The sequence below is a fragment of the Lacticaseibacillus suilingensis genome (assembly GCF_016861845.1).
GTDB lineage: Bacteria > Bacillota > Bacilli > Lactobacillales > Lactobacillaceae > Lacticaseibacillus > Lacticaseibacillus suilingensis.
In genome coordinates this window covers 20165-32810 of record NZ_BOLV01000010.1, presented here as the reverse complement: position 1 = coordinate 32810, position 12646 = coordinate 20165, and the positions used below count along the sequence as shown (strand labels likewise).

The following is a 12646-nucleotide window of genomic DNA, read 5'->3' as shown; positions in this document are numbered from 1 at the left end:
AACTGTCACTGCCGACTCGTTTTGTCGCTATCTTATATAGTTTAGTCGAGCGGCTAAGCATTCGCAACTAGCCCGCGCCATCAAAAAAGCGGCCGACCCATCCGTCTTGGCGTTTGGTCTCACCGCTTGGAAAAATTATTTTTGCGCCGTCACATGCACGCGGATTTTGGCATCCACACCTGGGTACAGGTGCACCGTCACATTGCGATAGCCCAGAGCCTTGATGGGCTCTGGCAAATCCATTTTGCGCTTGTCGACTTTGATCTGGTACTGCTTGTCGAGCGCTTGGGCGATTTGCTTGCTGGGAATGGAGCCGAACAGGCGGGAGTCTTCACCGGCCTTGGATTGGATTTCAACCACGGATTTGTCGTCTTCCAACTTGGTCTTGATGGCTTCGGCATCGGCTTTTTGTTCCGCTTCCTTTTTGGCTTCCAGCCGCTGCTGGCCTTCCAAGGCACTCATGGCCTGGCGCGTCGCCAGCTTGGCCTTGCCGTTTTTGATCAAGAAGTTCTGAGCGTAACCATCAGGCACGTCCTTGACCTGCCCCCGCTTGCCTTTACCGCGCACGTCTTCCAAAAAAATCACTTTCATGAGATGGCCTTCTTTCTAGTTGTTTGCTGCTTCATCCTTGATGGCGGCCAATAACATGGTCCGCACTTCAGGCACCGACTTGCCTTCCACTTGGGTGGCGGCATTACTCAAATGCCCACCGCCGCCGAGCTTTTCCATCAGCACCTGGACATTCACATCGCCCAAACTGCGCGCCGAAATGCCAACCTTGCGATCCGAGCGGCGCGTAATGACGAAGCTGGCTTCAATACCATTAAGCGTCAGTAGCGTATCAGCCGCCTGCGCCGCAATGACGGGATCATAAGCTTCATTGTCTTCCCCTGTACATAATGCCATAGCTGGGGTAATCATTTCAATTGTGTCGATAAGATGGTTCTTTTGAATGTATGAATCGACACTTTCCTTCAAAAAGTCCTGGGTCATTTGCGGATCAGCGCCCAGACTGCGCAGATACGACGCCGCATCAAAGGTGCGCGTGCCGGTGCGCATCGAGAAGTTCTTGGTGTCGACCGTGATCCCTGCCAGCATCGCCGTAGCTTCTAACTTGCTTAAAGTTGGCATCCCTTTTGGCTGATATTCGAACATTTCGGTAATCAGCTCACAAGTCGAGGACGCATAAGGTTCAATATAAACCAGCATCGGATCTTCTGGGAATTCTTCCCCGCGCCGGTGATGGTCAATAATCACCGTGCGCGTCGCCAGCCGGTCATACAGATCTGGCGCTGCAGTAATGGACCGCTTACTGTGGTCCACCAAAATCAGCAAGGATTGGTCCGTGGCTTCGGCCAGTGCCGCTTCCGGCGTCACAATCGAGTTGCCAATATCTGGATCCTTGCCCACGGCGCTCATCAGCCGTTCGACATCGGAATGCAGGTGTTCGGGGTTAATCACCACGTAACACTCTTTGCCGTTCATTTGAGCAATGCGGCGAATGCCCAGCGCGGCCCCGATGGCATCCATGTCCGGCCGATTGTGACCGACCACGAACACTTTATCCGTTTGCTTGAACAATTCCTGCAACGCGCCAGAAATCATGCGCGCCCGCACCCGGGTCCGCTTTTCCATCGGGTTGGTCTTGCCGCCGTAGAACCGGGCCTGACCATTCTTTTCGCGGACCACGACCTGATCGCCGCCGCGGCCTAACGCCAGATCCAGGTTCGACTGCGACGTCACCGCCAGTTGAGCCAAATCGGCCTCACCATAGGCAATCCCCACTGACAGCGTCAACGGATAGTTTTGCTTCGAGGTTTCTTCGCGGATTTGATCGAGAATCTTGAACTTGTCTTTTTCCACGGCTTCCAGCGACCGCACATAGGCAATCAACAGGAAGCGGTCAGTGGCCACCCGCTTAACGAACATGCCAAAGTGGCTGGCCCAGTTGCTCATTTGGTTCGTGACATAGGAATTCAGATTGGTGGTGGCCTGGTCATCCAAGGTCTGGGTCACTTCATCGTAGTTATCCAAGAACACCTGGCCAATGGCGATGCGCTCGCCTTCCGCCTTGGCCTCAATCTGAGCGTAACGAGTGACATCCATCAAGTACGCTACGCCGATACTCTTTTGCACGGTTAATTCAAAATCGTGCCCGCCCCAGTGCACCTCGGCCAGCTCGTTGCTATCTTGGTGTTCACTGATGACCTTCGCCAAATCCGGATCCAGCTCCGGCAGCGACTCGCCTAAGATATCTGATTCATGGAAGTATTGCAGTAAGTAGGGATTTGCCCACTCAATCTTCATCGCCTTGTCGAAAATCAAGATCCCCACTGGCATCTTGATCAAGGCTTCTTGCTCACCGCGCTTAATGCGGTAAGACAAATCCGAAATGTACTTGTTCGTGCTGACGGTAATCCGTTCTAACGCAAAAAAGGTGGCGACGACCAAGCCCACCAGAAAAACAAACAGTAAAATGGCCAGCCAGGGCCGAATGAACGCCGCCACGATCACATCGATCGCCGCCAACGCGGTCATCACCATGGCCAAAGTCCGCAGCCGCGAATCCTCCAAAAAGGCCGGCAACGTAATTCTTTCTAGTAATTTTTTCATCATTAACTCGCTTTCGCCGTACGCTAATCGCCATAGATTGCCAGTCTATTCTAACATATTTGAACAGGCTGCGAAGGTCGGCGGGTTTAGCACGATGGCTAGCCTAGGCTAAGGCATTGCCGCTGGTTTGTAGCGGCGAGGACTTAGCCGTAGCTAGACACTCGTGCGTTGCCGACCTAAGCGCAACTAGAACAGGCTGCGAAGTCGAGCGCATTTAGGGGACTGGCCAGCCTAGCGCTAGGCATTGAAGCCGTTCTTTGGCTTCGAGGCATAGCGCGTAGCTGGACACGTCCCCGTTGCTCGACTGAGCGCAACTGCGGCCTGCGGAAAAGGGCGGATTTCGCGGCCAGGTAGCCCAGCACATTGAAGCCGAGCGTCTTTCACTTCACCTCATGATACCCGTCCGCCTTCAGCGTCTGCGTCACATTCGCCAGCCCGATATGATCCGTTTTCCCAGCCAGCACCTGGTCATCCAGCTTCGCCAGCTTGGCAAAGTCCACTGTCGCGGTGTCAACGGTAATCACCTCATGCACGATGTTTTGCTGGCGCGAAACTGTGGCCTTAACCCCGCGCAGCTTGGCATGCGCCTTGGCATCTTGTTGCATAATGCGCCAGCCATCATTGAGCGTTGAAGCGTTTTTGGTGCCCATGGTTTTGACCAAGTCGATATCCAGCTTGGTCACCTGCTTATCCACCACATCGGCATTGCCCTTAGTATAAAAAATCATGGTAGTCTGCTCTTCGCCATCGTCTTTGGTGAAGGTGGTGCGCCGCGTGGTGGCTTGACAGCCAGCGAGCATCAGCGTCATCAGCCCCGCCGCCAGCAGCAGCCAGCGGGTCAGCTTAGCGGCTGGTTTCTTCATATAAGTAACCACTTTCGCGTAACGCCTGCTTAATCGCCGTCAGCTGCGCCGGCGTGTCATAGGCAATCGTATGCAAATGCACGCCGCCAGTCAGCTCTGACAGCATTTTGCCATGGCCTTCTTGCATCCGGGCCAAAAACAAGTTGATATCGGTTTGCGTGTGAATTTGCAATTCACCGCGCAGCTGGCCGTATAGCGGGTGGTCAACCATCACATCCAGCACCGCCCCGCCGTTATCAATCACGCGCGCCAATTCATCCCCCGCTTGCTGCGGTGTGTGGCGGCAGACGATGATGGCGGTGTGGGCGTCTTCAGTGGTGTACATATAGCCGCGCGGCGTGGCCACGATTTGCTCGCCGCGAGCGCGCATCAACGCCACGTCGCCCACAATGGTCTGGCGGCTCACCCCGAAGCGTTTGCCAAAAGCGGTGGCGCTGATCGGCGCGGCGCCGTCTTGAAGCGCCATGCGAATCTGCGCTTGTCGTTCTGCACTAGTTATCATCGATCTTCCTCCTGTCTTTACACAGCTTACCGCCTTTTGCCGCCGGACAAAAGACTTAACTGAGACTTAACCACCGCGCGCGCCGTAACATGATAATCTAACGGTGAGAACGTGAAGGAGGCGACGTCGATGTTCAAAAAGTTGGTGCTCACCCTCAGCCTGCTGCTAGCTGCTGGTTTATTTGGTTTTGCCTTATGGCTGTGGCCTGATTATGTCGCCCGCACCACCACTTTGAAAGCATTGAACACCCCGAACGTCACACTGACCGATTACACCGATGTAGAAACCGCTCGCCAGTTGGAAGCAGACAACTACCGAGTCGTGCTAGATAGCGACAATCAAGGTAGCCAAGGCGTCGCGGCCTACGCCATGAAAATCAACGGCGTGGAATACTGGGTGGAACTCAAGCGCGAAGGTAATTGGTTTCCACGTGAAACATTGAAACGCATCAGCGTCTTTCAACCAGATGGCTCGAATTGACGATTTCGACCGCGCTTTCACTCAAAAAATGATAAACTTACGCTGAATATATTTTATAGGAGGCGCACTCTTGAGTGACTCAGCTTTAGCGCACCTGATTGAATTACCTGGCACCATTAACCTGCGCGACATCGGCGGTTATCACACCCGCGACGGCCACACCATTCGCAAGCACAAACTGTACCGCTCCGGCCTGATTACTTACATGCCGGAAGCAGTACAGCAGCATCTGCTTGAGATCGGGTTGAATACCGACATCGACCTGCGCCAGCCCGCCGACCGCAGCAAGGCCCCAGACGTCGAGCTGCCAGGCGTGGCTTACCACAACTTGTCACTTTACCCCTTCGCAGATCATCCCCACTTCATGATGAAGTTTCGGCTCGCTTCCAAAGCTGCTCACTTCACCCTCGCCCGCGATTCCTACCGCTACATGGCCACGGACCCGCGCACCGCGAAGATGCTACGCAAGGTGATCCAGCTCCTGGTCCAAAACGAAACTGGCGCAACCTTGTTTCACTGTTTTGCCGGCAAGGACCGCACCGGCGTGGTCGCGATGCTGATTGAAGGCCTACTCGATGTGCCGGAAAAAGTCGCCCACCAAGATTACATCGTCACCAACGATATTTTGATGGATCGTTTCACCGGCGATCAGGCCGCGGCCGATTTGCCCATGACCAACCGCATGGTCATGGGCATGAATTCCCAACCGGCCGATGACAGCTACTTTGAAGCCGTACAAACCGTCGTCAAACAATACGGCGGCTGGCCGGCTTATGCCAAGGAGCATCTGGATTTGACTGACAGTGACATCAAAGATTTGAAACGTTTATATTTGGAATAAACAAAATGGGTAAGCAATCTGTGATTGCCTACCCATTTTGTTATTGCGGAAAATATTCGGACTGCTGTTTCTCAGGAATCACACCCCGCACACCACCTCGAGGATTGGGTGTGTCCCCCGCAAATCTTGGAATTAAATGACAGTGACAGTGCATGACCGTCTGCCCGGCGAATCGACCACAATTCCAACCGATATTGTAGCCATCAGGCCTGCTTTGGTGATCCAGGAGCTGCTTTCCCTGGTCTAGCAGCCGCAACATGTCGGACCGTTCTTCTTCGTTGAGATCAAAGAAGGTCGCTGCATGGCGACGAGGAATCACTAGAAGATGCCCGGGCGAAACGGGACTTAGATCAAAGAAGCCAACACAGGTCTTATTTTGTAGAATAATCTTGTTGGTATCAATGGCGCAAAAAGGGCAGCCAGTCATCGGTCTATTTCCCCCATCAAAATGAAATCATCGAGGCACTTCTGTTTACTTTTCTTCGTAGCCAGCGGCCTTCAGCACGCCGACGGATTGCTTCAAGCTCACGCTATCCGCTGTGCCAGTCCCGGCGCCTTCAGCGGCCTTCAGCTTTTTCATGTTGACCTTAGTGTAATCGATGGTGATCTTCTGGGTGGCCTTGTCGCCATCGCGCTTCACTTCTGTCGTCACGCCAGCCAGCCCCTTGTATGGCTTAACTGCGGCCTTCATTTTGGCATAAGCAGCGTTGGTTTGCTTCTTATTCTTACTACCCATTAACTTGGAAAGCGTCACTTCGCTGAGTGCTTCTTGCTTCACGACCTTGTCGGAACTGCGCTTGGTGTAATACGTAATGGTGGTTTTATCCCCAGCAATTTGCGTATTCACCAACGTAGTCTTCTGCAGAAACAGCGAGCACGCGGCCAGCGTCGCCACTGCCAGCACCGCCAAAACCGCGAGTAATGATTTGAGTGTTTTCTTCATACAATTCTCCTTCGTTAACGGTTAGTCACCTCTCGCTTAGCCAAAATGGCAAAGCGAATTGTGTTTATCATAATATTTTAATCTTGCGAAAGCAACACCAGGCTGTGGCGCTGGCACCGGCCCCATTATGAAACCGCTTTATTTTTCCAAGAATTCGTGAAATAATGATCATGTGTTAAATCCAATTTCCCAAAGGAGTGTTCAGATTGAAGATCAAAGCAGCTGTGGTTGAGAAGCAAAACGCCGATTTTGTGATTAAAGATGATATTGAATTAGCGGAAATGGGACCAGATGACATTCAAGTGCACATGGTCGCCAGTGGCATTTGCCACTCAGACGAAGCCTTGCGCATCGGCGACGCGGTGATTGACTATCCCATCGTGCTCGGCCATGAAGGCTCTGGGATTGTCGAAAAAGTCGGCCCGGAAGTGACCCAGTTCAAGCCAGGTGACCATGTTGTGCTCAGCTTTTATGCTTGCGGCAACTGTAAGAGCTGCCTGAAGGGCATTCCAACGCAATGTGAAAACTACGCGCATAACAACCTGTCTGGCATTCGCCCAGACGGCTCCAGCCACTTCACGGAAGACGGTCATCATGTTGCCGACATGTTCGACCAAAGCTCCTTCACCACCACCACCGTTGTGCGCGAACGCAACGCGGTGAAGGTCGACAAGGACCTTGACCTGCGCAAGCTGGGGCCGCTGGGTTGCGGCTATGTCACCGGCTCCGGCACCGTTTTGAACACCCTGAAGCCAAAACCAGGCGACACCATTGCCGTCTTTGGCACCGGCGCGGTTGGCCTGGCTGCCATGATGGCAGGTCGAATTTCCGGCTGCACCAAAGTCATCGGCATCGACATTGTGGACTCCCGGCTCGAATTAGCCAAAGAGCTCGGCGCTACCGATGTGATCAACTCCAAAGGCATCGACGTGGTCAAGGCCGTGCAAGATCTGACTGGCGGCTACGGTGTTGACTGGGCCGTTGATACCACTGGCGTCACCAAGGTCATGGAAGACTCCATCAAAGTCTTGGCCCAAGGCGGCACCACCGCAACGATTGCCGTCACACCAAATCACATTGACGTCGACACTTGGAACGACCTGTGCGTCAACGACAAAAAGATTGTCGGCGTCAACATGGGCGACTCCATTCCGCAGGTCGACATTCCCCGCTTGATTGACTTCTACAAGATGGGCGTCTTCGACTTCGACAAAACCGAGAAGTTCTACAAATTCGATCAGATCAACGAAGCCAACGCCGACTCCCGTTCCGGGAAAACCATCAAGCCAGTGCTGGTGATCGACGAAGACTACAAGCCAGGCGAATAACACCTGAAACACAAAGCAACTGCCAGCCCTGTTTGATGAAGGACTGGCAGTTTTTGTGTGTTTGAAGCCTTATTTTTGCCCGTAATAGGCATGCTTGCCATGCTTGCGGTAATAATGCTTGTCGAGCAGGTACTGCGGTACGTGATGGTCGGTTGAACTTAAGGTCATGGCTTGATAGTCAATCTGACTGACCACCTCAAGCACCTTGGCGTTATAGACCGCCTTGGCCGGCGTTGCCCCCCATGTAAAGGGCCCGTGCTGGCTAACCAGTACCGCTGGCACCGCGTCATGATCCAAATGCCGCTCCTGAAAGGTTTTGACAATCACGTTGCCGGTTTCCTCTTCGTAAGCCCGTTCAATCTGGGCCTGCGACAGCGGATCCGAAACCGGGACATCCCCATAGAAGGTGTCAGCGGCAGTGGTGTTGAGTGCCGGAACATCAAGATTAGCACTGGCAAACGTCACCGCGTAAGGCGAGTGCGTATGCACAATCCCACCGATATCTTTAAACTGGTTGTATAAGACGACATGGGTGGGGGTATCACTGGATGGGCGCAAATCACCTTCCACCACTTCCCCTTTCAGGTTCACCACTACCATATCGCTGGGCTTCAGGGTCTCATAAGCCACCCCTGACGGCTTAATCACCAACAAACCTGCCTCTCGATCAATGCCGGAGACATTCCCCCAGGTAAAAGTCACCAGGTTCAGCTTGGGCAGCTGCATATTCGCCTCATAGACTTCTTCTTTCAGTTTTTCTAACATGCTGGCCTCCTACTGAATCATCACCGCTTGAACATCGAACATCGTCGCCAGCGCCTGAATTTGATCAATCGTCAGGTTGAACGACAGAACCGTGTGGTGACCGCCACCATTTTGAATCCAGGCGGTGGCCCCTTTTTCTAACCCAACGGTCGGGGTCCAAAGCTGGCTGGCCACTGGTAAGTGGGGCAACGGCTTTTCGGCTTGCTTAGCATGAACAGGATAGCCAATCAACTTGAAGCCATCGCGAAAATCAGCCAAGGTCACATCGATGGCCGCTCCGGCACTGCCATTGAAGACCAGGCGGGCCGGATCGGCCTTACCCCCAATATCCAGGGGATGGACCTCGATGCGCGGCTGATCAGACGCGATAGAAGGATCAACTTCCAGCATATGCGAGCCCAAAATTGCCTCGTGCCCTGGTCGCAGATCCAAGGTGTAATCTTCCATGAAGGAAGTTTTTTGATTATGCGCCATGACCTTCAGCACATGGCTGAGCGCAGAAGTCTTCCAATCCCCTTCGGCCCCAAAGCCGTAACCTTCTGCCATCAGCAGCTGCGCCGCCAATCCTGGCAGCTGCTCCAAACCATGGAGATCCTCGAAGTTGGTGGTAAAGCAGTTGTAGCCACGGTCGTCTAAGAACTGCTTGATACCAAGATATTCACGTAATTGATAGCGGACGGCATGATCATACGCCGCTGGCTCGCGGTCTCCGCGCACGACCTGGTACTTCGCAACTAACTTCGCATAAGCGTCATCAATGTCATTTTCTGTCACCGCATCGATGACCTCAACCACATCATGCAAGGCATAATAATCGACAGTCCAGCCAAACTTAATCTGGGCCTCCACGCGGTCGCCATCGGTTACCGCCACATTGCGCATGTTATCGCCGAAACGCGCCACTTTGGTCTGAAAACTTTCAGCATAAGCCACAGCCACATCCTGCCAAGCCGCAATCTCCGCCTTCACTTTCGGCGTGTCCCAATGACCATACACGATTTTGTTGTGAAGCCCCAGCCGCGCATTGATGTAGCCATACTCACGATCCCCATGGGCGCTTTGATTCAGATTCATATAATCAAAATCGATGGTTTCGTAGGGAATATCTTGGCGAAACTGCGTCGCGAGGTGGAGTAGTGGCTTTTGCAACAGCTTGGTGCCGCGAATCCAATTCTTAGCTGGCGAGAACGTGTGCATCCAGGTGATGACGCCGGCCACTTGATCACGATAGTTGGCTTCTTTCATAAAGGCCGTAATTCCCTCGGCGGTGGTGAGCACGCCTTTGAACACGACTGGATAAGGCAAGGTGCCGCTTGCGTTTAATTGCGCCGCAATCACCTGGCTGTCTGCTTCCACCTGTTTCAAAGTTTCTTCACCATATAACGCTTGGCTACCCACGGCAAACCAAAACTCATAGTCCTGTGCTAATTTCATGTCATATCCTCCATTCAATCGGTCTAATCGACTAAATTCCCCGCCTGCCGAGCCAGCGGCAGCGCCTGCTGATACCGCATTAGGAACTGCTGATAGGCGGCCTGCCCTTTGGCCGCCGGCGTTAGGGTGATGCCTGTCGCTGCTTGAAAAACCCGAGCCTTCAGAAAAGCCGCTAAATCACCGCCGCCTTGCAGGGCAAACAAGGCCAACACCGCCATGCCAAACGGTCCACCAACATCGGCATTGGTCATCACGGTGATGGGCATCCCCAAGGCATCGGCCAAAACTTGTTGCGCAATCTTCGGCGTCTGGAACAGGCCGCCTTGCGCAACCATCGCAGTTTGTTTCAAACTGACCTCCTGCTGAAGCTGCGCCATCCCAATGGCTAATGGGGCAAAAGCGGCAAACAGTTGCGTGGCCATAAAATTGGGGAGCGTCAACCGGCTACTAGGCGTCCGGACCTGAAGCGGCCGCCCTTGCTCGACATGGGTCAGGTTTTCTCCTGATAAGTTAGCGAAAGCCAACAAGCCGCCCAAATCAGCATCTGCTTCAGGGACTGTCCCCAAAAACTTGGGATAAAGGTCGCTCGGCGCCATGCCCGTCGCCGCAGTGATGGCATCGCCCAGCAGCGTGACCCAAGCATTGAGATCAGAAGAGCAGTTATTGGCGTGAATCATCGCCACTGGCTGCCCAGTCGGCGTCGCCACAATATCAATGGCAGGATCCCAGTGATTGGGCACGGCTGGTAAAACCACCATGGCAAACGCGGACGTCCCCACCGAAATATTGCCTGAGTTGACGGCCACACTGTTAGTCGCCACCATGCCAGTCCCTGCATCGCCTTCTGGTGGGGCCATCAGTGCACCAGCCTGCAAGACGCCACTAGGATCGAGCAAGCGCGCGCCAGCCGGTGTCAAATAACCGGCAACGGTACCCGCTTTTAACGGCGTCGGCAAAAGCGGCTCGAGGTGCAGGCCTTGTGCCTGCACGGCGGGCAAGGCGTCGAATAACGCCAGTTTCGTGGCGTCATACTGACCGGTTGCCGAATCTATGGGAAACATCCCTGCTGCATCCCCAACGCCAACCACCTTTTGCCCTGACAGCTGCCAATGCACATAGCCTGCCAGCGTGGTCATGGTGTTAATCCGAGTCACAGGTTCGCCATTCAAAATAGCTTGGTAAAGATGTGCCACACTCCAGCGCTGGGGAATGTTGAACCCAAACAACTCGGACAACGCAGCTGAAGCCGCTGCCGTCGTGTTATTGCGCCAAGTCCGAAAAGGGGTCAGCAGCTGATCTTCATCATCGAAAACCAAATAACCATGCATCATCGCACTAATCCCGATGGCGCCAATCTGTTCCAGCTGACAATCGTATTGCGTCTTCACTGCAGTCGCCAATGCTTGGTAGGCGGCCTGGATTCCACGCCAAACCTGAGCCAGGCTGTAGGTCCAATTACCATTTTGATAATCATTGGTCCAGCCATACGCGCCGGTGGCGACCGGCGTTAATTGATCCGTTAACAACTCGGCTTTAATCCGCGTCGAACCCAGCTCTAGGCCCAAGACCAGCCGGCCACTTTGAATTGCTTGTTTGATTGCCTTTTCCATTGGTTTCTCCCACCCATAAAAAAAGAAGTTGCACATCGTGTGCAACTTCAAGGTATGAGATTTATTCGTCTCTATCAAATTAATTCAATTGTTTCAAACCAATTCGGATCAATTTACCTGAGCGCTCGAGTTGAGGCGCGTAACATCAATTTGGCCGGATATTGACGCGAACTTGGCCGTTGCTGCGCAATCGCCTTCAGCACCGCCCGCCCGGCATCCTCACCCATTAGCCGTTTCGGATGCACCACCGTGGTTAGCTCAGGGTTCAGATAGCGGCTCATCTCATAGTCGTCAAACCCGACCAAGGAAATGTCGGCTGGCACTTTCAAACCAATCTCCCCAAGCCAGGAAATCAGGCGAATGGCGAGTTGATCGTTGTAACAGGCAATCGCGGTCGGCTTCAACTCCCCTGTCACTTGGTCGAGAATCCGCGCCTTAAGCTCCGCCAGACGATCTCCTGACTGGTAGAGCATCACATTACCGCTCGCCACTCCGGCCAGTTTGGCTTGATACGCTTGAACGAAACCCTGCATGCGGTTGACACCTTGTTGATCATCAATCTGAAAGAGGCCCAAAATCTTGCGGTGGCCCTGTTCAAGTAAATACTCTACCAACTGCCGCTCGCCGCTTGCCTCATCCACGGTCAGCGTCGGAAAGTCTGCCAGTCCCGCGTAGCCGGCGTTAATGAACACCACCGGCGTCCCTGCCAACGCAATCCGGCGATACAGGGCTAAATTAGGATTGGTCATGGCACTGCGCGTCGGCTCGATAATCAAGCCAGACACGCCAGTTTCAATCATGCGCAGCAAGCTCCGCTCTTCATTGGCAAATTCATTATGTGTATTGCTCAGCATCAGGCCATAGCCGGCGGCACTCACGACGCTGTCGATCCCAGAAATGATTGGCGGAAAAATATAGTCCGCCAGATGCGTCGTGATGACGCCGATAATTTTCTGCGCTGCTTGCTTGCGCTGCCGATGCCGAGGATCTTCCACAAAGTAGCCACTGCCTTGGACGGCACGCAACAGGCCTTCATCAACTAAGGCCTTCAGCGCCTGCCGCAGTCCATAGCGGGAAACTTGAAACTGCGTTAGCAACACGCGCTCAGTCGGTAGCTTTTCCCCGATAGTGTATCGCCCGGCAATTATCGCTTCCCTTAAGGCTAATTCAACTGCTTCGTGACTCTGCATGCTCCTCACCACCCCGCCTGTGATTCAATCCGAAACCGGCTTACCTTTAATCTCTAGTTAACACCATCTACCGTTTG

At 53.6% G+C, this 12646-nt stretch carries 13 protein-coding genes; 3 read left to right on the top strand and 10 right to left on the bottom strand.

Annotated elements, in window-relative coordinates; translation table 11 throughout:
* Positions 1-135: 135 nt before the first annotated feature.
* The 4 genes from rplI to JUF11_RS07240 form a co-directional block, all read right to left on the bottom strand.
* Entirely contained in the window at positions 136-591 is a 456-nt protein-coding gene (gene rplI, locus JUF11_RS07255; protein WP_204119008.1) for a 50S ribosomal protein L9, read from the bottom strand.
* Positions 592-606: 15 nt separating this feature from the next.
* Complete coding sequence (locus JUF11_RS07250) at positions 607-2613, bottom strand: DHH family phosphoesterase (RefSeq protein WP_204119007.1); 2007 nt, start codon at positions 2611-2613, stop codon at positions 607-609.
* A gap of 380 nt (positions 2614-2993) precedes the next feature.
* A complete protein-coding gene (locus JUF11_RS07245) occupies positions 2994-3476 on the bottom strand; it encodes a DUF1307 domain-containing protein (protein WP_204119006.1) in 483 nt (160 codons plus the stop codon).
* The gene (locus JUF11_RS07240) at positions 3457-3975 is read right to left on the bottom strand and encodes a transcription repressor NadR (protein ID WP_125580375.1); all 519 of its coding nucleotides are present in this window, start codon (positions 3973-3975) and stop codon (positions 3457-3459) included. The genes JUF11_RS07245 and JUF11_RS07240 overlap by 20 nt, the downstream gene beginning before the upstream one ends.
* A gap of 132 nt (positions 3976-4107) precedes the next feature.
* Between JUF11_RS07240 and JUF11_RS07235 the strand changes: the two genes are divergently transcribed.
* Together JUF11_RS07235 and JUF11_RS07230 are read left to right on the top strand one after the other, a co-directional pair.
* The gene (locus JUF11_RS07235) at positions 4108-4458 is read left to right on the top strand and encodes a hypothetical protein (RefSeq protein ID WP_204119005.1); all 351 of its coding nucleotides are present in this window, start codon (positions 4108-4110) and stop codon (positions 4456-4458) included.
* Positions 4459-4528: 70 nt separating this feature from the next.
* Entirely contained in the window at positions 4529-5299 is a 771-nt protein-coding gene (locus JUF11_RS07230) for a tyrosine-protein phosphatase (protein ID WP_204119004.1), read from the top strand.
* Between the two features lie 40 nt (positions 5300-5339).
* On the opposite strand, the gene JUF11_RS07225 is transcribed toward JUF11_RS07230, so the two are convergent.
* Complete coding sequence (locus JUF11_RS07225; protein WP_204119003.1) at positions 5340-5726, bottom strand: HIT family protein; 387 nt, start codon at positions 5724-5726, stop codon at positions 5340-5342.
* Positions 5727-5771: 45 nt separating this feature from the next.
* On the bottom strand, positions 5772-6242 hold the full coding sequence (locus JUF11_RS07220) for a DUF1307 domain-containing protein (RefSeq protein ID WP_204119002.1): 471 nt from the start codon (positions 6240-6242) through the stop codon (positions 5772-5774).
* Positions 6243-6448: 206 nt separating this feature from the next.
* On the opposite strand from JUF11_RS07220, the gene JUF11_RS07215 reads away from it, so the two are divergent.
* Positions 6449-7570 carry an NAD(P)-dependent alcohol dehydrogenase gene (locus JUF11_RS07215; protein ID WP_204119001.1) on the top strand — a complete coding sequence of 374 codons (1122 nt, stop codon included), beginning with the start codon at positions 6449-6451 and terminating at the stop codon, positions 7568-7570.
* A gap of 69 nt (positions 7571-7639) precedes the next feature.
* On the opposite strand, the gene JUF11_RS07210 is transcribed toward JUF11_RS07215, so the two are convergent.
* The 4 genes from JUF11_RS07210 to JUF11_RS07195 form a co-directional block, all read right to left on the bottom strand.
* Positions 7640-8335, bottom strand: a complete 696-nt coding sequence (locus tag JUF11_RS07210; protein WP_204119000.1) for an L-ribulose-5-phosphate 4-epimerase — start codon at positions 8333-8335, stop codon at positions 7640-7642.
* Positions 8336-8344: 9 nt separating this feature from the next.
* Positions 8345-9769 (bottom strand): L-arabinose isomerase, encoded by a 1425-nt coding sequence (gene araA, locus JUF11_RS07205; RefSeq protein ID WP_204118999.1) that lies wholly within the window; start codon positions 9767-9769, stop codon positions 8345-8347.
* Between the two features lie 23 nt (positions 9770-9792).
* Positions 9793-11379 (bottom strand): FGGY-family carbohydrate kinase, encoded by a 1587-nt coding sequence (locus tag JUF11_RS07200; protein WP_204118998.1) that lies wholly within the window; start codon positions 11377-11379, stop codon positions 9793-9795.
* A gap of 113 nt (positions 11380-11492) precedes the next feature.
* On the bottom strand, positions 11493-12569 hold the full coding sequence (locus tag JUF11_RS07195; protein WP_204118997.1) for a GntR family transcriptional regulator: 1077 nt from the start codon (positions 12567-12569) through the stop codon (positions 11493-11495).
* Between the last annotated feature and the right edge of the window lie 77 nt (positions 12570-12646).

Excerpts from the sequence above, each read along its gene's own strand:
- JUF11_RS07245 (WP_204119006.1), bottom strand. The coding sequence starts at position 3,476 with ATGAAGAAACCAGCCGCTAAGCTGACCCGCTGGCTGCTGCTGGCGGCG.
- JUF11_RS07200 (WP_204118998.1), bottom strand. The coding sequence starts at position 11,379 with ATGGAAAAGGCAATCAAACAAGCAATTCAAAGTGGCCGGCTGGTCTTG.
- JUF11_RS07195 (WP_204118997.1), bottom strand. The coding sequence starts at position 12,569 with ATGCAGAGTCACGAAGCAGTTGAATTAGCCTTAAGGGAAGCGATAATT.
- rplI (WP_204119008.1), bottom strand. The coding sequence starts at position 591 with ATGAAAGTGATTTTTTTGGAAGACGTGCGCGGTAAAGGCAAGCGGGGG.
- JUF11_RS07250 (WP_204119007.1), bottom strand. The coding sequence starts at position 2,613 with ATGAAAAAATTACTAGAAAGAATTACGTTGCCGGCCTTTTTGGAGGAT.
- JUF11_RS07210 (WP_204119000.1), bottom strand. The coding sequence starts at position 8,335 with ATGTTAGAAAAACTGAAAGAAGAAGTCTATGAGGCGAATATGCAGCTG.
- JUF11_RS07225 (WP_204119003.1), bottom strand. The coding sequence starts at position 5,726 with ATGACTGGCTGCCCTTTTTGCGCCATTGATACCAACAAGATTATTCTA.
- JUF11_RS07235 (WP_204119005.1), top strand. The coding sequence starts at position 4,108 with ATGTTCAAAAAGTTGGTGCTCACCCTCAGCCTGCTGCTAGCTGCTGGT.
- JUF11_RS07220 (WP_204119002.1), bottom strand. The coding sequence starts at position 6,242 with ATGAAGAAAACACTCAAATCATTACTCGCGGTTTTGGCGGTGCTGGCA.
- araA (WP_204118999.1), bottom strand. The coding sequence starts at position 9,769 with ATGAAATTAGCACAGGACTATGAGTTTTGGTTTGCCGTGGGTAGCCAA.